Below are 23,156 nucleotides of genomic sequence, written 5' to 3' on the forward strand. Positions count from 1 at the left end.
CAATACAACAAAATACGTCAATTGTGAATTTAGGAAAAAGGGTTTTGTTAAAAAAGATACCAGAAAGTAGATAATAAAATTGGGCTATTGGTATTTCACCAATAGCCCAATTGCAACTTTAATGTACTTTAATGACTTTCAAATGGGTTGACTTATCGGGAGTCGATACCCGTAGGAAGTAGAGTCCATCGGCAAGTTCGTTGACCCCAAACTCCTCTTGATGGGTGTTGGTTTCGGGTACAAATTGACGACGCAATACCTCCCGACCCGAAGCATCAGTTAATGCCGCTTGCACCACTTGCCCCTTGCTCTCTTGCACTTTCAAGCGCAGGATGTTGCTGACTGGGTTGGGCATGACTGTGGCAAAGACGCCGTTATCAGTTATCGGTTGTCCGTTATCCGACCCTTGCTCTTTGCCTCTTGCCACTTCACTATCCGCTGCACGTGCTGCGCCTACGCCTACCCCATCTCTTGACTGGATACGGAACCAGTATTCTTGGTAGGCCAACACGTTGCCTTGAGGCTTGCGGGTGGATGGATAAATGCTGCCCCAGCCTTTTTGGTCCCAATAACGAATGCTCAATTTGTACAACCCTTTGGGTAAACCTGCATCGTACGAATTGCCACCTGCACCGTTGTCTTGGTAGAAGCCATAAGCAGGGTGATTTTGAGCGTACAACTCCGTCCAGCCCTCGCGGTTGGCGTACATGAAGTATGGTGCATTGTTCTCGTGCGTGTTGAATGAACGAATTACCCCCATTTCTGGCGTCGCCAACATGTCGAATGTCAATGAGCCGTCAGTGCTTAATCCGCAAGCTTCTACGTTGATTGTCCAGTAACGAGGAGCCATTTTGTTGGCATTCTCAACGTAGTATAAGGTTGGATTTACCTGCGTACTCTGCTCCAATTCGGGGCCACCGTCGCGGGTGATGAATTGGCTTGTCCACAACGACTTATCGTTGGCGGGTTTCACTGCCGATTTTGATTCGCCGATGTTAATCAACGTCACCACAAAAGCGTTCCAATAAATGTCCTTTTTCATACTTTCCACACTCTGACAACCACCTTCAAAAAGACACTTCGCCCAGTACGTTTGCTTGGTCACGTTGTTAAAAGCTACCTCAAAACTTGGCGCAGTGACACCCGTATTCCAAAACGTCTGACTTCCTGCGGGGCAATTGGCCGAAACCGTGACCGTTGTACCTGTGCAAACGATCTCTTGACTTGCCGTAATCACGGGCGCTACTTGCGTTGGTGTCAAAGTAAACGTTACGACATTACTTTTCTCACTCACGCAACCATTTTCCGTCTGGCAACGAGCGTAGTATGAAGTCGTTTGGCTGGGAACGGTGGCGGGAAGGCTTGGCAAAGCCACATTCGTGGTGGCATTGTACCAAACTGTCCGCAAGCTTCCACAAGTTGACTGTCCACTGAAACTTGCTGTTGCATCACAACTCGCTGTTGATGACAAAGATACCGTCGGTGCAGAAGGAATGGTCACCAATTTTAAGCGCATTACCCCTGATTCCGATTCCACACAAGATGGCGTTCCGTCCGATTTGCGGCAACGTACGCGGTAGTTGTGGAATTGATTGTCCACCAAACCAACTGGTACGCCCGCGCTGTATTCACCACCGTCAACCGAGTAAAGAACCACTTCTCCAGTTGAACAATTGGCATTAAATGTAAGAGGCATGTTCACCAAACTGCACACTTCCTTCGTCTCCCCTACGGCAACTGTTACTCCATCTACCATTAAAGACACATTTTGAGGAACGGAGGCGCGGTTATTAATCGTCAATTCTATCACGCCCGAGTAGGTCGAAGCGCAATTAGCATCACAGGCCGCTTGGTAGCGGTGGAGTTGGTTATTGGATGGTTGGGAAACTGGGGCTGTCGCCGACCAGTTGCTCCATGCGCCATTCCCTACTTGAACTCGCCAAACGGGCGAACCCACCACACACGAACCCGAAACCGTAAACTGCAAACCGTTAACTGGATTCGCATCCGTGTCGCACAAAACTTGAGAATTGCCTTCGTTTAGCGTTTGTTGAAGCGTAGTCAACGAAATCGTTGGCGGGCCTACCACTGCTACACTTCCTGTAACATTTGGCGAAACACAGCCCCCCGCATTGCTCACCGTCAGGGTGTAAGTAATCAAATTGCCCGTTGCTGGGCCACTCAAATTCACTACAATTGGCGTTGATGTGAGCAAACCATTAGTTACTGAAGTGATGCCTGTTCCCGTAATCGAATAGCTTATCGGGCTGCCCGTCGTACCCGTGTAAGGGATTGTGAAGGAAGTCGCTCCTGCACAAATAGGTGAGCTTGCTGCCGTTGTGATGCTTACATTGCTAGGTGGCGCAATAATATCCACATCCCCACTCGCCAACGATACGCAGCCCGCATCATTGGTCACCGTAAAGGTATATATTCCTGAGGACAAGCCTGAAACCGTCGTCGTTGCGCCCGTACCTGTACTAGTGACAGAACCAGGGTTACGCGTCAATGTCCATGTCCCACTCGATGGCAAACCACTCAACGCTACGCTCCCCGTGGCCAATGCGCAAGTCGGCTGCGTTATTGTACCTGTCACGGGCGCACTTGGCGTTGATGGCTGAGAATTAATCTCCACGTTCCCACTTGCTACCGATGTACAACCTGCATCATTCGTCACCGTGAAGGTGTACGTGCCTGAGGACAAGCCCGACACCGTCGTCGCCGAGCCACTGCCTGTACTAGTGACCGACCCAGGGTTACGCGTCAATGTCCATTGCCCACTCGATGGCAAACCACTCAACGCTACGCTCCCCGTAGCCAATGCACACGTCGGTTGCGTTATTGTACCTGCCACGGGCGCACTTGGCGTTAATGGCTGAGAATTAATCTCCACATTCCCACTCGCCAACGATACGCAGCCCGCATCATTGGTCACCGTAAACGTGTACGTACCTAAGACCAAGCCCGACACCGTCGTCGCCGAGCCACTGCCTGTACTAGTGACCGACCCAGGGTTACGCGTCAATGTCCATTGCCCACTCGATGGCAAACCACTCAACGCTACGCTCCCCGTAGCCAATGCACACGTCGGTTGCGTTATTGTACCTGCCACGGGCGCACTTGGCGTTAATGGCTGAGAATTAATCTCCACGTTCCCACTTGCTACCGATGTACAACCTGCATCATTGGTCACCGTGAAGGTGTACGTACCTGAGGACAAGCCCGACACCGTTGTCACCGAGCCACTGCCTGCGCTAGTGACCGACCCAGGGTTACGCGTCAATGTCCATTGACCACTCGATGGTAAACCGCTCAAGACCACACTTCCCGTCGGTGTCGAACACGTAGGTTGCGTTATTGTACCTACCACGGGCGCACTTGGCGTTGATGGCTGAGAATTAATCTCCACGTTCCCACTCGCCAACGATACGCAGCCCGCATCATTGGTCACCGTAAAGGTGTATATTCCTGAAGCTAAGCCTGAAACCGTCGTCGTTGCGCCCGTACCTGTACTAGTGACAGACCCAGGGTTACGCGTTAGCGTCCACTGACCACTCGATGGTAAACCACTCAGCGCTACGCTCCCCGTGGCCAATGCACAGGTCGGTTGCGTTATTGTACCTACCACGGGCGCATTTGGCGTTGATGGCTGAGAATTAATCTCCACGTTCCCACTTGCTAACGATGTACAACCTGCATCATTGGTCACCGTAAAGGTATATATTCCTGAAGCTAAGCCCGACACCGTCGTCGCCGAGCCACTGCCTGTGCTAGTGACCGACCCAGGGTTACGCGTCAATGTCCATGTCCCACTCGATGGTAAACCGCTCAAGACCACACTTCCCGTCGGCGTCGTACACGTCGGTTGCGTTATTGTACCTACCACGGGCGCACTTGGCGTTGATGGCTGAGAATTAATCTCCACATTCCCACTCACCAACGATACGCAGCCCGCATCATTTGTCACCGTGAAGGTGTACGTGCCTGAGGCCAAGCCTGAAACCGTCGTCGTTGCGCCCGTACCTGTGCTAGTCGCCGACCCAGGGTTACGCGTTAGCGTCCACTGACCACTCGATGGCAAACCGCTCAAGACCACACTTCCCGTCGGTGTCGAACACGTCGGTTGCGTTATTGTACCTACCACGGGCGCACTTGGCGTTGATGGCTGAGAATTAATCTCCACGTTCCCACTCGCCAACGATACGCAGCCCGCATCATTGGTCACCGTGAAGGTGTACGTGCCTGAGGCCAGGCCTGAAACCGTCGTCGCCGAGCCACTGCCTGTGCTAGTTATCGACCCAGGGTTACGCGTCAATGTCCATGTCCCACTCGATGGCAAACCACTCAACGCTACGCTCCCCGTGGCCAATGCACACGTCGGTTGCGTTATTGTACCTACTATCGGCGTGGCGGGACTGACGCAATCCACCGTTATCACTACGTCATTGTTATTAGTCCCTCCCGTGTAACTAATCCTCGCATTCAACCCTGAATTTAAAAAGTTTGACAGCGTTGCGCCTTGACTAAAATTGCTGAAGGTACTACTGATGGCGTCTGTACCATCATTGTCCACGATGACAAACGTCTCCCCTCCTACCAGCGTAGGCGTTCCGCTCAACACCAAGTTGGAACCCGACAAATTTACCCCACCTACTACTTTGAGTTGGCTGTAGGCACTGCCCGTACCGTTGATGGAAATGTTTAAATCGCCCCCTAACGTCAGCGTACTCGCCGTTACATCCGTTCCGTTGAAGGTCGGTTTGATGGCCGCAGGTGAGCTGCCTGGGTCTAACAGCAACGTGCCTCCTCCTGTATTGAAACCACCAAAGCTCACGTTTATATCGCCCCCACTAATCAGTTGTACGTTCGTAGATGCAGGACGAGTAACCCCTCCTGACGAGAAACTGATGGCCCCCGCAGTAGCATCCCCAATGATGAGCGTTCCCGTCGTCATTCGATCGAGCTCCGCATCGGACAAACTTAATGGACCACTCGTAGGGTCAGTAGAGGAACCGAGGTTAATTTGCATACCCGCAGTAAAGGGGCGAAGCCAGAGCGTAGAAACCGAATTGGTACTTAAAGAAGCCTGAATATTCATGCTGTTAGCAATGAGGCTCAGGTTACCGCCGTTAGTAGCTGTGCTAATCAAACCCAAGCCCGTTATATCAATTCCATAGCTATTAGCTCCACTCCCTCCCGTTCCTGTAACACTCACATTTCCTCCCGAGGAAGTAATCGAACTTGTGCCCGAAATAATCACCCCACTACAAAACTCTCCTCCTGAGGCTCCACCTTTGCCTACTACATTTACCGTATTGCCGTGGATTTGACCACCACCAGTTACAAAAACTCCAAGCTGATCACCTCCAGGGTTATTTCCCCCTGTGCCCTTCACTGTAACAGAACCATTACCCGTCGATTGAAGTAAACTACCAGTTCCAGAAATCAATACACCATAAAAAGTACCCGACGTGGCCGTGGATTGTTGATTGGCTTCTACCAATAAATTCCCATCGACCGTTTCTAAACTTCCACCCGTAAAAATTTGCACGTTTTTGCTCACTTTGACCGTGGCCGTTCCCGTACCCGTCAGTTTTACATTCGCATTCAAGGCGACCCTCACCGCATCAACCCCAGGATTCAAATCGTCGTTTTGTAAGTCCAAATCGAGGTTCGCGTTCGCCGCAAAGGTGATGTCTCCGTTGAAGATCACTTCGTCATCGCCCGTGCCGCCGTTGATGGTCAACGAAGGCAGATTCGCCGTAAATGTACCGACGTTGATGATGTCATTCCCTGCTGCGTTATTGACCGTAATGGAGCTTGCTCCAGCGAGGGCTACATCGGCAGGAAAACTGAGCGTAGTTCCCCCATTCAGGGAATAGGTACGTCCAGTCACATCAAAACGAATATTGGTGCTATTTTGAGAGACATTGAGCGTTTCGCCATTGCCTACTGCATCGGTAATGATAATGCCACCACCAGTTGTAGTGATGGTATAATCGGGATTACAGCCCTCGTCAGTAGAACCATTACAGTTGTTGTCGATACCGTCGCAGATTTCGGTAGTGCCGGGTCTGATTGCAGAATTGTTGTCGTTGCAGTCGCCCGAGGTAGCCAATAATTCAGTGGATACTTTATAGCCTAGCGGACGTAGACATTGCGTAATGGTAGCTGCACCTGTTTCAGCATAATTGTCATTGTCGGTATCTTTATACCATACCTGACCAGGTTTCTCCAAAGCATTATTGTCATTACAATCAGTGTTGTTGGTGACGTAGCCGCTGGGTTGAGTACAGGCAGTTTGGGTGATTGAGGGGTTGCCAAAACCATCGCCATCCATATCGCGATAAAAGGTAGTGATGAACTGACCTGTTGTGACAGGAACGAAAGCCACATAGTCGTTGGTTGCACTCCAGGCAGCTCTATTTCTACCCGGCACTGCGAGGGCAATGGTGCCGCTGGCATTTTCAATCCCCATGGTAGCGGGGTCAACCCCATTGATATTGGTAGAATGAATTTCAATTAAATTGGAAGTTTCATAAAGGATGATCTGGCTGGTGACGTTAGGGGAGCTACTCCCAGCAATGGGAATGCCCACATAATTGACGATTAACTTTCGGTTGGGTGCCGAGCCTGTGGTGAAGTAGTTGATGCTACCACCCGCAGAAGGATCTAAATCATCCCAGGCTAAAGCAATCAGATTATTGGGAGAAGACGTATTGGGAATACTCTGTCCGGAGCAGCAGCCAGAGGAAAAAGGTGAAAAGGTTATAAAGCCATTTGAACTAATCGCAAAATCGGTATAGCTGTTCCCAAAGAAGCTAAACGTAAAACCGATGGGTAAAGTACTGCTCACCGCATCATCGCCAAGCGTTACAGAGGTACCCGTTCCTGCCACCGGGCTAAAGGTGCCACTTTGATTGAGTGAATAAGGCAGATCAGCGTTTTGGTTATCGTCGCAATCTAGGGCATTGTCAGCCCAGCCTTCGCCGCAACTCGTACAGAATTGTTTGGTAACACCAGCAATTCCATAGCCGTCACCATCCATATCCTGATAGCAGGTGACAACAGTAGCCGTTGAGGTAGCTGTTTCAAAGGCACCGTAATCGTAGCAACCAATCGGCCTGTTGTTGTTGTTGTAATCTTTTTCGGCGGGTGCGCTGGTAAAATACTCGCCGCCAGGTCCATCTATTGCGGGCGAGTTGACTGCTAAGCGCAAATCCCCACCTGCAGCATTTACAAAAAGCGGATCCGTGTTGAGAACGGTTCCGACGCAGGTAAGGCCAAAGGTGCAACCACCTTTAGACAAGCTGTTTTCTAAACGGATAGCCGAAAAACTGGCTGTGCCCAGACAGTCACCAGTGGGGTCTCCCCAAAGAATACATTTAATAAAACTAGCCGTAGAGCCTCCACCTTGAAGCGCATTGGAATACCCCACTTTTTTAGATAGCGATGCGTTGTTGTTGTAAAAAGTGCAGTGTTCAAATACGGGAGTGGAGAATGGAGTACCACTGAAATCGCCATCCGCCATGCTCAACACTGCCCCGCCGTGGCGGGATGCAATATTGTTTTCAAACAAACAATTGGTGAAAGTAGGCGTACTGGAGCCACTCACCTTACTGGCTGCGCCTGCTCCCCCCCCTCCAGAGGCCTGGTTGTCGTAAAGCCTGCAGTTGTTTATGGTCGGTGCCGAAGTGATGCCACCTGTGGCATATACGAAAACACCACCACCGATGCCGCTTACAGCAGGATTGCTGAAATCATTGGCATCGCCGCCATTGGCGTTTCCTTTGGTAACGGCTACCCCATCCAAACGCATGGCCGCCGAAACGCCCTGTATATACACTACGTGGTACGCATTGTCAGCATCATCGCCGACGGTGCCCACATCGCCGCTCAGGATTGCGATATTGGTTCGCCAGTTTCGCTGGGAAAGCGAAGATTCTGTACCGTTAAAGCCCCCGTAAATGGCAATATCTTTGTTGATAAAAAAGGTTTTGAGCTGTCCATTGTCAGGGATGTTGCCTGCATTGTCCTTGGTGGGATAATAAGTGCCTGAAGCCAGCCAGATTTGATCTCCAGCCACAGCCACTTCAATGGCTTTTTGCAGGGTTTGATAAGCTTGTGCCCAGGAAGTACCTGTATTGCTGTCGTTGCCACCAGGCCTGACATAACGGGTAACCGCCAGTGCGGGACTAGCATCAATAATAGCAGAACCTGAATAAATTGAGAGTGGGGCCAATCCTCCAGTATTGGCCCCACTCATGGCTATACTTCGCGTAAAATCGCTGGTGCCTAGTAAGCTCAGATTTACGCACATAGTCTGACCAAATACCAGCACAGTACGATTGATACCAACCAGTAATAAACACAACAAAATAAATAGCTTTTTCATGTGATTTAGATGAGTTAAAGTGATGTCCCAAAATGGGTATGATGATTGATGATAGACGCTGAACTATCGTTAACAATTAGATAGCCGTTGCCGAAAACATCCATTTTGGGTTCAAGACCAGACCTTGAGAGGCTAATTTCAAGTGAAGGCATACTTAACATATCTGGGATTTGGGCTAATGAGCTAAAACTAGCTATGATGCTAACCCAAAATGTAAGTGTAAATAAGTTTTTCATTGGTAGAAAATTTTAAAATGAGTTTAACATGAATCGGTAGTAGAAAAAGGAGGCAGAAACATTTCGTCAAATGTCTCCCAAACCTCCTTCCCTTTCTACCATGAAAGATTATGAGTAGGGTAATCAAAAAAGTACAGTCGTTTTTTCATGTCCAAACGAGTGAAAGTGATGTACCAAAATTCGGGATTTGTGAAACACAGGTGTTATCCCAAAATTGACTTTCTTTAGCTCATTTTTGACAATAAAAAAAAGCCCCTCTGAGGGGCTTTCAATTTTTATTAACTCATTTTTGACTTTCTTTAGCTCATTTTTGACATTTTCACAAATCAAGGCAATTTTATCACCTTCAAAGTTGCTTTATTTGTCTCTGTCCTCACCTGCAAGAAGTACACTCCCGCAGGCAATTCACTCACCCCAAATTCCTCTTGGTGCGTATTGGTTTCGGGTACAAATTGACGACGCAACACCTCCCGACCTGAAGCATCGGTTAAAGCCGCTTGCACCACTTGTCCCTTGCTCTCTTGCACTTTTAAGCGCAGGATGTTGCTGACGGGGTTGGGGAGAACGGTGGCAAAGACGCCGTTATCAGTTATCTGTTTTCCGTTATCCGACCCTTGCCCTTTGCTTTTTGCCTCTTCGCTCTCCGCTACGCGTGCTGCACCCACACCTACCCCATCTCGCGATTGAATGCGGAACCAGTATTCTTGGTAAGCCAGCACGTTGCCTTGTGGTTTACGCGTTGAAGGATAGATGCTGCCCCAACCCTTCATATCCCAATAACGGATACTCAATTTGTATAATCCTTTGGGCAACCCTGCATCGTACGAATTGCCACCCGCACCGTTGTCTTGGTAGAAACCGTAGGCGGGGTGGTTTTGGGCATAAAGCTCCGTCCAGCCCTCGCGGTTGGCGTACATGAAATACGGCGCATTGTTCTCGTGCGTGTTGAAGGAACGAATTACCCCCATTTCTGGCGTTGCCAACATGTCAAATGTCAATGAGCCGTCAGTGCTTAATCCGCAAGCTTCTACGTTGATTGTCCAGTAACGAGGCGCCATTTTGTTGGCATTTTCAACGTAGTATAAGGTTGGATTCACCTGCGTACTCTGCTCCAATTCAGGGCCACCGTCGCGGGTGATGAATTGGCTACTCCACGCTGAACGGTTGTTGGTTTTTATCGCTGATTTACTTTCACCGATATTGATCAATGTTACCACAAAAGCATTCCAATAAACATCCTTGCGAACACTCTCTGAGCTCTGGCAACCACCTTCAAAAATACATTTCGCCCAGTAGGTTTGCTTAGTTACGTTGCTAAATGCCACTTCAAAGCTTGGCGCGGTTACACCCGTATTCCAGAACGTTTGGCTTCCTGCGGGGCAATTGGCTGAAATCGTGACCGTTGTGCCTGTGCAAACTATCTCTTGCGAAGCCGTAATCACGGGCGCTACTTGGGTTGGCGTTAACGTAAACGTTACGACATTACTCTTCTCGCTCACACAACCATTTTCCGTCTGACAACGAGCGTAGTACGACGTCGTCTGACTTGGAACGGTCGAAGGCAGGCTTGGAAGTGCCACGTTCGTTGTGGCATTGTACCAAACCGTGCGCAAGCTTCCACAAGTTGACTGCCCACTGAAACTGGCTGTCGCGTCGCAACTCGCTGTTGATGAAAGTGATACCGTCGGAGCTGCTGGAATTACCACCAATTTTAAGCGCATCACCCCTGACTCCGATTCCACGCAAGATGGCGTTCCGTCTGATTTGCGGCAACGTACGCGGTAGTTGTGGAATTGATTGTCCACCAAACCTACGGGAACTCCTGCACTGTATTCGCCACCGTCAACTGAGTAAAGAATCACTTCGCCAGCAGCACAATTGGCGTTAAATGTAAGAGGCATATTGACCAAACTACACACTTCCTTCGTCTCTCCCACGGCAACTGTTACGCCATCCACCAACAGCGACACATTTTGCGGAACGGATGCGCGGTTATTGATCGTCAATTCTATCACGCCAGAATAGGTCGAAGCGCAATTGGCGTCACAAGCCGCTTGGTAGCGGTGGGGTTGGTTATTGGACGGCTGGGAAACTGGGGCTGTCGCTGACCAGTCGCTCCATGTAGTGTTGCCCACTTGTACCCGCCAAACAGGTGACCCCGAAACACACAAACCCGAAACATTAAACTGTAAACCGTTAACAGGATTGGCATCCGTGTCGCACAAAACTGGGTTGTTGCCTTCGTTTAGGGTTTGTTGTAACGTGGATAAAGTAATCGTTGGTTTGTTTTGGACGGCTACAGTTACACTACCTATCATAGTAGCACTACAATTTCCTGAATTGTGGGTAGCTTCTACTGTGTAAATACCTGCCAACTGTGTTCCAAAACTTATTGTTGCTCCCGTACCTGCTACGATGCTCCCCGTGTTGTTACCGTCTTTTTTGAGTTGATAGTTAATGCCGACTTCTGAACCATTCAATCCCACAGCCACTCCTGAACTTTCAGTGCAATATACACCGCCGCCCGTGACTGTGAACATCATCGGAGCAGTAGAAGCGTTAATCGTTTTGACTGAGTTGTCGGTGGCGGTGCATCCCGCGTGAGTAATGCTAAATTCGGAGTAAGTTCCTTGGGTTAAGTTGCTCAAGGTAAAGGCATTACTAGCGATACTGATTGTGGTCGAAAGCGCGGTTGTTCCTTTTTTGTAATTGAGGGTATAGCTGTCATCGTTCAAATTCGTGGTTACAAATGGAATGCTTCCGTTGCTTCCCGCGCAAGTGCTAGGGTTGGTAGGTGTCCCCGCGGCGATGGTAGGGGTGGCAGGGTCATTTAAAGTTTTGGCGGAGTTGTCGGTGGCGGTGCATCCCGCGTGAGTAATGCTAAATTCGGAGTAAGTTCCTTGGGTTAAGTTACTCAAGGTAAAGGCATTACTAGCGATACTGATTGTGGTCGAAAGCGCAGTTGTTCCTTTTTTGTAATTGAGGGTATAGCTACCATCGTTCAAATTCGTGGTCACAAACGGAATGCTTCCGTTGCTTCCCGCGCAAGTGCTAGGGTTGGTAGGTGTCCCCGCGGCGATGGTAGGTGCAGCGGGGTCATTTAAAGTTTTGACTGAGTTGTCGGTGGCGGTGCATCCTGCGTGAGTAATGCTAAATTCGGAGTAAGTTCCTTGGGTTAAGTTGCTCAAGGTAAAGGCATTGCTGGCGATACTGACGGTGGCTGAAAGCGCGGTTGTTCCTTTTTTATAATTGAGGGTATAGCTGCCGTCATTCAAATTCGTAGTCACAAATGGAATGCTTCCGTTGCTTCCCGCGCAAGTGCTGGGGTTGGTAGGTGTCCCCGCAGCGATGGTAGGGGTGGCGGGGTCATTTAAAGTTTTGGCGGCGTTATCGGTGGCGGTACATCCCGTGTTGGTAATGCTAAATTCGGAGTAAGTTCCTTGGGCTAAGTTACTCAAGGTAAAGGCATTGCTGGCGACATTGATGGTGGTCGAAAGTGCAGTTGTTCCTTTTTTGTAATTCAAAGTATAGCTACCATCGTTCAAATTCGTGGTCACAAATGGAATGCTTCCGTTGCTTCCCGCGCAAGTGCTGGGGTTGGTAGGTGTACCCGCGGCGATGGTAGGGGTGGCGGGGTCATTTAAAGTTTTGACAGAGTTGTCGGTGGCGGTACATCCCGTGTTGGTAATGCTAAATTCGGAGTAAGTTCCTTGGGTTAAGTTACTCAAGGTAAAGGCATTACTAGCGACATTGACGGTGGTCGAAAGCGCAGTTGTTCCTTTTTTGTAATTCAAAGTATAATTGCCATCGTTCAAATTCGTGGTTACAAACGGAATGCTTCCGTTGCTTCCCGCGCAAGTGCTGGGGTTGGTAGGTGTACCCGCGGCGATGGTAGGGGTTGCGGGGTCATTTAAAGTTTTGGCGGAGTTGTCGGTGGCGGTACATCCCGTGTTGGTAATGCTAAATTCGGAGTAAGTTCCTTGGGTTAAGTTGCTCAAGGTAAAGGCATTGCTGGCGATACTGATGGTGGTTGAAAGCGCGGTTGTTCCTTTTTTATAATTCAAAGTATAGCTGTCATCGTTCAAATTCGTAGTTACAAATGGAATGCTTCCGTTGCTTCCCGCGCAAGTGCTGGGGTTGGTAGGTGTACCCGCGGCGATGGTTGGTACAGCGGGGTCATTTAAAGTTTTGGCGGCGTTATCGGTGGCGGTACACCCTGCGTGAGTAATGCTAAATTCGGAGTAAGTTCCTTGGGTTAAGTTACTCAAGGTAAAGGCATTGCTGGCGACATTGACGGTGGTTGAAAGCGCAGTTGTTCCTTTTTTGTAATTCAAAGTATAGCTGTCATCGTTCAAATTCGTGGTCACAAACGGAATGCTTCCGTTGCTTCCCGCGCAAGTGCTGGGGTTGGTAGGCGTACCCGCAGCGATGGTTGGCGCAGCAGGGTCATTTAAAGTTTTGACAGAGTTGTCGGTGGCGGTGCATCCTGCGTTGGTAATGCTAAACTCAGAGTAAGTTCCTTGGGTTAAGTTGCTCAAGGTAAAGGCATTGCTGGCAACATTGACGGTGGTTGAAAGCGCAGTTGTTCCTCTTTTGTAATTCAAAGTATAGCTGTCATCGTTCAAATTCGTAGTCACAAACGGAATGCTTCCGTTGCTTCCCGCGCAGGTGCTGGGGTTGGTAGGTGTCCCCGCAGCGATGGTAGGGGTGGCGGGGTCATTTAAAGTTTTGACAGAGTTGTCGGTGGCGGTACATCCTGCGTTGGTAATGCTAAATTCGGAGTAAGTTCCTTGGGTTAAGTTGCTCAAGGTAAAGGCATTACTAGCAACGTTAATGGTGGTCGAAAGCGCGGTTGTTCCTTTTTTGTAATTCAAAGTATAATTGCCATCGTTCAAATTCGTGGTCACAAATGGAATGCTTCCGTTGCTTCCCGCGCAAGTGCTGGGGTTGGTAGGTGTCCCCGCAGCGATGGTAGGGGTGGCAGGGTCATTTAAAGTTTTGACAGAGTTGTCGGTGGCGGTACATCCCGTGTTGGTAATGCTAAATTCGGAGTAAGTTCCTTGGTCTAAGTTACTCAAGGTAAAGGCATTACTAGCGATACTGATTGTTGTCGAAAGCGCGGTTGTTCCTTTTTTGTAACTCAAAGTATAGCTGCCATCGTTCAAATTCGTAGTTACAAATGGAATGCTTCCGTTGCTTCCCGCGCAAGTGCTGGGGTTAGTAGGTGTACCTGCGGCGATGGTAGGGGTGGCGGGGTCATTTAAAGTTTTGACGGAGTTGTCGGTGGCGGTACATCCTGCGTGAGTAATGCTAAATTCGGAGTAAGTTCCTTGGGTTAAATTGCTCAAGGTAAAGGCATTACTAGCGATACTGATTGTAGTCGAAAGCGCGGTTGTTCCTTTTTTGTAATTCAAAGTATAGCTGTCATCGGTCAAATTCGTAGTCACAAATGGAATGCTTCCGTTGCTTCCCGCGCAAGTGCTGGGGTTGATAGGTGTCCCCGCAGCGATGGTAGGTGCAGCAGGGTCATTTAAAGTTTTGGCGGCGTTATCGGTGGCGGTACATCCTGCGTGAGTAATGCTAAATTCGGAGTAAGTTCCTTGGGTTAAGTTGTTCAAGGTAAAGACATTGCTAGCGACATTGACGGTGGTCGAAAGCGTGGTTGTTCCTTTTTTGTAATTCAAAGTATAATTGCCATCGTTCAAATTCGTAGTCACAAACGGAATGCTTCCGTTGCTTCCCGCGCAAGTGCTGGGGTTGGTAGGTGTCCCCGCGGCGATGGTTGGGGTGGCGGGGTCATTTAAAGTTTTGACGGAGTTGTCGGTGGCGGTGCATCCTGCGTGAGTAATGCTAAATTCGGAGTAAGTTCCTTGGGTTAAGTTACTCAAGGTAAAGGCATTGCTGGCAACATTGACGGTGGTTGAAAGCGCAGTTGTTCCTCTTTTGTAATTCAAAGTATAATTGCCATCGTTCAAATTCGTGGTCACAAATGGAATGCTTCCGTTGCTTCCTGCGCAAGTACTGGGGTTGGTAGGTGTAACCGCAGCGATGGTTGGTGCAGCGGGGTCATTTAAAGTTTTGACGGCGTTGTCGGTGGCGGTGCATCCTGCGTTGGTAATGCTAAACTCAGAGTAAGTTCCTTGGGTTAAGTTACTCAAGGTAAAGGCATTACTAGCAACGTTAATTGTTATTGAAAGCGCGGTTGTTCCTTTTTTGTAACTCAAAGTATAGCTGTCATCGTTCAAATTCGTAGTCACAAATGGAATGCTTCCGTTGCTTCCCGCGCAGGTGCTGGGGTTGGTAGGTGTCCCCGCAGCGATGGTAGGGGTGGCGGGGTCATTTAAAGTTTTGACGGAGTTGTCGGTGGCGGTACATCCCGTGTTGGTAATGCTAAATTCGGAGTAAGTTCCTTGGGTTAAGTTACTCAAGGTAAAGGCCTTGCTGGCGACATTGATGGTGGTCGAAAGTGCAGTTGTTCCTTTTTTGTAATTCAAAGTATAATTGCCATCGTTCAAATTCGTAGTTACAAATGGAATGCTTCCGTTGCTTCCCGCACAAGTGCTGGGGTTGGTAGGTGTCCCCGCAGCGATGGTTGGTGCAGCAGGGTCAGACAGGGTTTGAGAGTTGTTATCACTTCCCGTGCATCCTGCGTGAGTAATGCTAAATTCGGAGTAAGTTCCTTGGGTTAAGTTGCTCAAGGTAAAGGCATTGCTGGCGACATTGACGGTGGTTGAAAGCGCAGTTGTTCCTTTTTTGTAATTCAAAGTATAGCTGTCATCGTTCAAATTCGTAGTCACAAACGGAATGCTTCCGTTGCTTCCCGCGCAGGTGCTGGGGTTGGTAGGTGTCCCCGCGGCGATGGTAGGTGCAGCAGGGTCATTTAAAGTTTTGACAGAGTTGTCGGTGGCGGTACATCCCGTGTTGGTAATGCTAAATTCGGAGTAAGTTCCTTGGGTTAAGTTGCTCAAGGTAAAGGCATTGCTGGCGACATTGATGGTGGTCGAAAGTGCAGTTGTTCCTTTTTTGTAATTCAAAGTATAGCTGTCATCGTTCAAATTCGTAGTCACAAACGGAATGCTTCCGTTGCTTCCCGCGCAGGTGCTGGGGTTGGTAGGTGTCCCCGCGGCGATGGTTGGTACAGCGGGGTCATTTAAAGTTTTGGCGGCGTTATCGGTGGCGGTACATCCTGCGTTGGTAATGCTAAATTCGGAGTAAGTTCCTTGGGTTAAGTTGCTCAAGGTAAAGGCATTGCTGGCGATACTGATGGTGGTTGAAAGCGCGGTTATTCCTTTTTTGTAATTCAAAGTATAATTGCCATCGTTCAAATTCGTGGTCACAAACGGAATGCTTCCGTTGCTTCCCGCGCAAGTGCTGGGGTTGGTAGGCGTCCCCGCAGCGATGGTAGGTGCAGCGGGCTCAGACAGGGTTTGAGAGTTGTTATCACTTCCCGTACATCCCGCGTGAGTAATGCTAAATTCGGAGTAAGTTCCTTGGGTTAAGTTACTCAAGGTAAAGGCATTACTAGTGACATTGACGGTGGTCGAAAGCGTAGTTGTTCCTTTTTTGTAATTGAGGGTATAGCTGCCATCGTTCAAATTCGTAGTCACAAACGGAATGCTTCCGTTGCTTCCCGCGCAGGTGCTGGGGTTGGTAGGCGTCCCCGCGGCGATGGTTGGATTATTGCATATACCCGTCCCTTGTATGTTGAACGTGTAGGGGTTTTCGTTACTATCGTTATTCTCAATACTGATGATAGCGGTGCGAATGCCTGGAGCATTGGGCGTAAAGCTAATAACAAACGTAGTCGAACTTCCAGCGGGAATAGTTGCGCTAGGAAGGGTCGTTATTTGAAAATCGGAGGGATTTGCGCCAGTGACGTTGACAAGAGGTGTTCCCGAAAGTGTTAAATTTCCTGTCTCCGTATTTTCAATGGTAAAAGTTTTGGATACAGGGCCTGTACCAATGGTTTTATTACCAAAATCGGTATCATTTGTCGTCGAGGGTGGGTTGTTGCCGCTTAGGATATTGTTAGCATTGCCTTTGATGTTGATTTCTGGAGAAGGTGGAATGCCCGTTCCTTGTATGGTAAAAGTGTAAGGGTTTTCGTCTAAGTCATTATTTGCTATACTTATGTTAGCGGTGCGTACCCCAAGTCCTTGAGGTGTAAAGCGAATGATAAAGGTTGCGCTGGAGGATATAGATGCAGGTGGCTGGGTGATGACCGTGAAGTCATTAGCATGTGGGCCAGAAATAGCTACTCGTGGGTCTCCTGTTAGAAGTAAAGTTAGATTCCTAGTGTTTTCAATACTAAATGTCCGCTCGACGCTACCAGCTACACCTTTGGGGCCAAAATCGGTAAAATTGTTAAGATTAGGGGTTGTACTTTGATTTTCAATGAGGTTATTATTTCCTCTGATAGTAATTTCTGTTGCGTCGTCGTTGAGTATTGTTAATGTTCCCGAACTAGGATTACCTAGTTGATACCCTGTACTGTTGGTGATGGTTAAGATTACTGTTTCATCGGATTCCAATTGATTATCTAAGCTCGGGTCAATAGTAACTGTTGCTGTTTTACTGCCACTTTGAAAAGTGACCGACCCTGAGCTACTTGTAAAGTTGGTTGCTCCTGTTTGTGTGTAGTCAGTTCCAAAGGTAGCGGTTCCGCCTACGGTAAAGTTTACAGTAAAGCCAGCAGGAGCGGGGTTGGAGAGTGTAAAAGTAACAGTTCCATCTGATGCACCATCCTCCGAAATAGAGAATTGTGAGAGACTTACGGTTACGGTAGGTACTAGTGTGTAAGTAAAGGGGACAATATAGCTACAAGCGTTGCCACTAGGTGTGACTTTAGCATAGAGCGTTTGTGAGCCTGCTGGCAAGGTATTTGAAGGAGTGAATGAGTTGGGACTATTAAATGTGCCTGCTGAGCTGGTGGCATCTGCATCTGTAAAAATGCCATTAATGACGCCATTGTACGAGGCAGGACTGCCTCCATAGGCAAAAATTGGCACTGAATTGTTAACAATGAGGGAAGATTGTGGGTGGTTCGTAATGCTAATAGAAGGATAAAGTGTACTGCACTTAAACACACCGTTGTTGGTGAAGTTGGCTTGGCCATTAAATTCTCCCGCAATGTATAAGTAGCCGTTGTTGGTGATGACAGTTCCTGTGTTGGAGAATACATCGCCTGCCCCGACAATCAACTGAGCACAAGCGGCATTTGTTATGGTAATGGGTAGGGAAAAGAAAACACCCATTCCACTGGTTGATTTTATCAGGCCGTTGTTCGTAATAGAGCCTTTGAGGTCGTGAAATAGACGGGTTGTGCCATTGTATAGGATACTGCCATTGTTAGTAAGTGCTATATTTCCTGCTGAGTTGAAAGTGCTAAAGGCTGTTCCTGAGCCATTTACAGTGATAGTAGCATTGGAAGCGTTGTTGACGGTCATGGTACTTTGGTATGCTCCAAATGCTGCTTCATAGGGCTGGGCGATTATATTGCCGTTGTTGTTGATAGTGACATTAGTGGCATCTTCAGTGTAAAAAGCACCATACATTTCGCCCGAACTAGCTTGTAGGGTTGTTGTCCCGTTATTAGTGAAAGTAGTGCCACTTTCCAAAAATAAACCGTAACCGTTGCCAATCGTGATGTTTAAAGATGCTCCACTATTGACTGTAAGTTGAGCGTTTTCCAGAAGAATAATTTGCGAAACAGTCGCATTTGTACCAATCACAGGGTCGTTGGGTGTATCAGGTATGTTTACTCTGCTCCCTGCTCCTGGCACACTGGCTGGGTTCCAGTTGCAGGCGACATTCCAGTCGTTACTGATTGTTCCTTGCCATGTAACGTTTACTGGGATCGTAGAAGAAGGCGAGCTGACCGTCAAGATGGCTGCGTTTGACTCGGTACTTCCTCCGCTGTTGGTAGCCACGCATCTATACCGACGGTTGTTCAAGCCTGTTACGTCGCTAATGGTAAGGGTTGGGGTCGTGACGTTGGAGTAAGGTGTGGCATTACTCAAGTCGCTCCAGTTAACACCCCCGTTGGAACTTACTTGCCACTGATAAGAAGTAGCTCCCGTCGCCGTAATGGAAAAAGAAGCGCTAGTGCCTTGGCAGGTTACTACGAAGTTGGGATTGGCAGTAATGACAGGGAGGGGAATGTTGTTGGTATATAAAAATGGAACAATGAGCACACAACTACCCCCAGAGAGGGTGATTTTAGCATAGAGTGTTTGTTCACCGCCAGGAAGCGACGGAGAAGGGGAAAAGTTATTCGTAGCTTGGGTAAATGAGCCCGCCGAAAGTGTTGCCGCTGCATCAGTATAAATTCCATTGACGGTTGCATTGTTGCTGGCACCAAAAGTAAAAAAAGGTGATTCGTTATCATCAATTAGAATTCGATTGTTGTTCAAAGTACCATTATTGTTCAAGGTTTCGTATTTGAGGACACCGTTATTAGTAATTGTACCTGAGTTGTGTAACCACCAATAGACCTGTAGCAAACCATTATTGTTAAACGTCCCCTCGTTACGGAAGTCGTTGTTGTTTTCGGCGGTTAAAATGATTTTTCCGCAGGAGTTGTTGTTGAATGTGGCGCCAGTTAGGTTGTCTATTCCGAAGCGGCACGAAACGTTCATTGTTCCTGTATTCGTAACTGTGCTCCCTGAGTTTACCACCATTGCAAATATATTGACTGCGGTAGAGGAAAAGTTGATGATGCCGTTGTTGATTAAGGTGGATGCTGTTTCAAGAATAATTCCTGTAATGCTAAACAGGCTTATATCAAGGGTACCTGTGTTATTAATTGTGAGCCGCCCCCCATTAAGGATTTGTATGTGTTTTACACTAACAGAGGAAGTTACCACAGGGTCATTAGTCGTATTAGGGATAACGACCGAATTCCCTGCGCCTGGTACCCCACTGGGAAACCAGTTGCAGGCGTCAGTCCAATCAGTACTTACTGAACCATTCCAAGTCATGGTTTCGGTGGAAGTGGCTACTTGGTTGCAGGCCGTCGGTTTGGTTCCTGCGAATAAAACCTGATTTACTAATAAGGCTAAGACAAGAAGTAAGAAATTTTTCATGGGTAGAAAAGAATGATTATGAAGGTTGATAAAAACACAAATCGGGTAGGCAGCCAAAGGAGGGGAGGGATGTTTCGTCAAACAACCCCCAGTTTCCTCCTTTTCTTTCTACCACGAAAGTTCAAATAGAAGGTGACCAGAGAAGGACAAGGCTATCGCCTAGACACCTTTTGTAGGTGACCTTTTTAGAGTAGGGCAAACCAAAGTGGAAGTGGAATTAAGAGTTTTCCATACGTTTTGAAAAGTTAAAGCAATATCTTAACCATTAAAAAGAGAGGTGTTTTGCTGAATAGAATGATGATACAAATTTGGCGGGTTGTGGGCATTGGCCGTTAATCCAAAATGAACATTCTTTTGCTCATTTTGAACAATTGATTTTTTTTATTTGTACCCTCTCAGAATAGTTACGAAATTCTTTTCCTCATTTTGAACATTCTTTTCCTCATTTTGAACAAATGGGCTTTTTTTTGGGTGGAGAGGTGTTTTTTTGCAAAAATAGAAGCGCATAACAAAACCATGCGAGTTACGAAACAAAAGCCGTGCTCGGAACAAAAACAGAAGAATAAAAGGAAGGATTAAAAATGATTAAGGGGCTGTCGTCACCTTCACATTCCTAAACATAAACAAGTTGTTGCTAACCCGCACGGCCTTCCCACTGGCCGTTGTGACGTTGCGAAGAACGACCTCTTTGGTGATGACGTAGGGGAATTTCTCTTGGTAGGAACTGTCGGTCAGCTGGGGGTTAAAATTTGCAAAAATGGCAGGGCCTTGGTAGTTGTCGGGGTGCTGCGAATCGTCGATGCGGAGGTTTTCGATGGTGATGCGTTCGGGCATGTAGCAGGTATAACCAAAATCGTGCAAGCCAGAATATGACCCACTGATGAGGTCGGCGCTGGTAGGCTTGCCGCCTGCGGGGACAAAAACGCAGTTGCGAATGATGAGCTCGCCTTGCCACGTGCTGCCGTAGTCGGAGCGAAGGTTGACGATGCTGCGACCGCGAATGGTGGAATTTTCGACCAAAAATGTGCCGCTTCCAATGGCATTGATGCCCATGTGCCCGAGGGTGGAATTGCGGATGGTGGCGTTGGCTACGCCTTGGTGCGCGTCAAAACGCGAGAGTGTACAGCGGTCGTACAGCAGGTTTTTACAAAAATTGGAGCCCAAAATGCCCCAATACGTATTGTCGTCGATGCTGTTGGTTTGGGTACAATTGACAAAAGACACATTCACCGCCCGATTGACCGACAGGTCGTAAGTGCCCATCGAAACGGGTTTTCCTGCCGCGCCAATGGTACTGTAGGTGCGGTGGCCCGTCAGCAAGGTGTTTTTGACGGTGACGTAGGCACAGTCACCGACGTTGATAAATCCGCCGTAAGGCGCGCCGTTTTCGCCCTCGCCCGTGATGCGGTGTTCGAGTCCTTCGATGAGAACATTTGACCGACGAACGGCAATGTTTCGGCTATAATAGGTATATTTTGATTCGGCTTTGTTAGCAATGGTTGTGAAGCGTCCTCCCGTGATTTTCAAAGGTTTTTCGTCGATGGGCAACACGTTCATGTCAGTGATTTGGTCAAAATCCCAAATGATGGGAGCATTCATGTCAACGTTACCGTTTTTGTCAACCACAAAAATGTCGGTTTGTGAAGAGCCGTTGTTTTGATTTAACCCAAACCGAATGTACTGCTTCACGTTGGAATTGGTGACGGTTATAAGGCAAGTACTTGGCAAGGACGCGTCGATTTTTTTCTGGTTCCGCTTGAGGGAAGAAATGGTAGAAAGCTTAAACGACTGGAGGTTAGAGCTGACGGTAAATACCGACGCATTGCGGTTTTGGACGTCGGTATCGTCGATGATAAAGGCGGCCGTGCCAAAATCGGTATCGGTTTGAATCATCGCCGTCCGCTCTTTGCCGCTCACGTAATAAGTGGCGTTGGCGTCGGCTTTGACTTTGAGCCCGTTGGTGTTTGCAAAAGCATGAGTTGCGGCGATGGCATCCATGTCGTCGGTTTTGCCATCTCCTTTGGCGCCAAAATCACGGTAACTAACCACCCCTGCGGCTTTGAACTTAGCCAGTTGTTTCGGAGAAATGTTGTCAAATGTTGAGGAGGTTTGTCCATAAACCAGCCCAGAATAACAAGTAACGAAGTAATAAAGTAGCCGTTTTAGTGCGTTTAACAAATAATGGTTCATTTGGGTCATTAGAAGGTGTGGATAGCGCATGATAAAGGTTGGTTATTCTACAAAATACATGTCGATTTCGCCTTTGTTTTTGGCCGTAATTTTACCTCGATGGCGACATGCGTAACGGTCTTTGATGAGTTGATAGGTCGTTTCCGAAATATTAATTTTTCCTGCTTCGCTACTGCTTTCCATACGGCTGGCAATGTTGACGGCATCACCCCAAATGTCATAGCTGAATTTTTTGATGCCCACTACGCCCGCCACTAGCGGCCCCGTGTGGATGCCAATTCTAATTTCAAAGTAGGGCAAATTCAAGCGTTTGCGTGTTTCAATTTCTTGGTGGATAAATTCTAAAATATCAATAGCCGCCGCCACCACATCTGCGGCATGGGTCTGGTTGGATTTTGGAAGCCCGCCCGCGCACATGTACGCATCGCCGATGGTCTTGATTTTTTCGATGCCGTATTTGTCAATGATTTGATCAAATTCTCGGTATATTTTATCAATTTCCAACACTAATTCTTGCGCACTCATACGCTCAGACACTTTGGTGAAATCCTTGAAATCAGTAAACATCACCGTCACCAACCCATACGTTTGGGCGTCCACGTAGCCTTTGCTTTTTAATTCTGCGGCTGTTTCGTAGGGCAAAATATTGAGCAATAGCTCTTCTGAACGTTTCTTTTCGGCTTCAATCTCTTTCCTAAGTTTTTTCTGATAAATCGTAGAAAGATAGGCCGTATAGCCAAAATAAAGCGCATAAACCGTGACCAAACCACAGCAGATTAGTTCTATCAATAAGCTACTATTAGGCTCAAAGGTAATTGGCTTTAAAAAACTACTCACGCCGATGCCAACGATGGTCGCCACGACGCCATAAAGACACTGCCGTACGCCTCGCACGCCTATATTTCCCGTCCAGGTCATTACGATATACATAATGGTCGGGAATATCGCAAACGACATAATACCAATAAACATACCCGCCCAAAAGGTGTCTATGACTAAAAACGAGAGTTCGATAAAGCGACTCGAACCAGAAAATTTATAAACCAAAAAACAAACGTGGGGGTAAATCAAAAAAACACCAATGAGGAAGTAGATATTGCTGTCGAAACCACGGCTATTACCCTGTAAAACAAGCAAAAGAATGCCGTACGCGTAGCCCAAAATACGCAGTGGATAGTAGGCGCGCCCTATACCAAAAGACGGTTGCTTAAAATTATGTATCAGCGATTGAAGCAATTGCATAACGTGTTA

At 48.0% G+C, this 23,156-nt stretch carries 4 protein-coding genes; all 4 read right to left on the reverse strand.

Going from position 1 to position 23,156, the window contains the following annotated elements; all coding sequences use genetic code 11:
* Positions 1 to 118 precede the first annotated feature (118 nt).
* On the reverse strand, positions 119 to 8,395 hold the full coding sequence (locus DTQ70_RS01550; protein ID WP_122929178.1) for a T9SS type A sorting domain-containing protein: 8,277 nt from the start codon (positions 8,393 to 8,395) through the stop codon (positions 119 to 121).
* 562 nt (positions 8,396 to 8,957) lie between these two features.
* Positions 8,958 to 19,715, reverse strand: coding sequence for a choice-of-anchor D domain-containing protein (locus DTQ70_RS01560; RefSeq protein WP_122929180.1), 10,758 nt, complete (start codon positions 19,713 to 19,715; stop codon positions 8,958 to 8,960).
* 585 nt (positions 19,716 to 20,300) lie between these two features.
* Positions 20,301 to 21,935, reverse strand: a complete 1,635-nt coding sequence (locus DTQ70_RS01565) for a hypothetical protein (RefSeq protein WP_229600051.1) — start codon at positions 21,933 to 21,935, stop codon at positions 20,301 to 20,303.
* A gap of 12 nt (positions 21,936 to 21,947) precedes the next feature.
* On the reverse strand, positions 21,948 to 23,147 hold the full coding sequence (locus tag DTQ70_RS01570; protein WP_206019622.1) for an adenylate/guanylate cyclase domain-containing protein: 1,200 nt from the start codon (positions 23,145 to 23,147) through the stop codon (positions 21,948 to 21,950).
* Between the last annotated feature and the right edge of the window lie 9 nt (positions 23,148 to 23,156).

Origin of the sequence: Runella sp. SP2 (genome assembly GCF_003711225.1) — a bacterium.
Lineage (GTDB): Bacteria > Bacteroidota > Bacteroidia > Cytophagales > Spirosomataceae > Runella.

What these genes read in the sequence shown, in the direction of transcription:
- DTQ70_RS01550 (WP_122929178.1), bottom strand. Translation starts at nt 8,395, where the DNA reads ATGAAAAAGCTATTTATTTTGTTGTGTTTATTACTGGTTGGTATCAAT.
- DTQ70_RS01560 (WP_122929180.1), bottom strand. Translation starts at nt 19,715, where the DNA reads ATGAAAAATTTCTTACTTCTTGTCTTAGCCTTATTAGTAAATCAGGTT.
- DTQ70_RS01565 (WP_229600051.1), bottom strand. Translation starts at nt 21,935, where the DNA reads ATGCGCTATCCACACCTTCTAATGACCCAAATGAACCATTATTTGTTA.
- DTQ70_RS01570 (WP_206019622.1), bottom strand. Translation starts at nt 23,147, where the DNA reads ATGCAATTGCTTCAATCGCTGATACATAATTTTAAGCAACCGTCTTTT.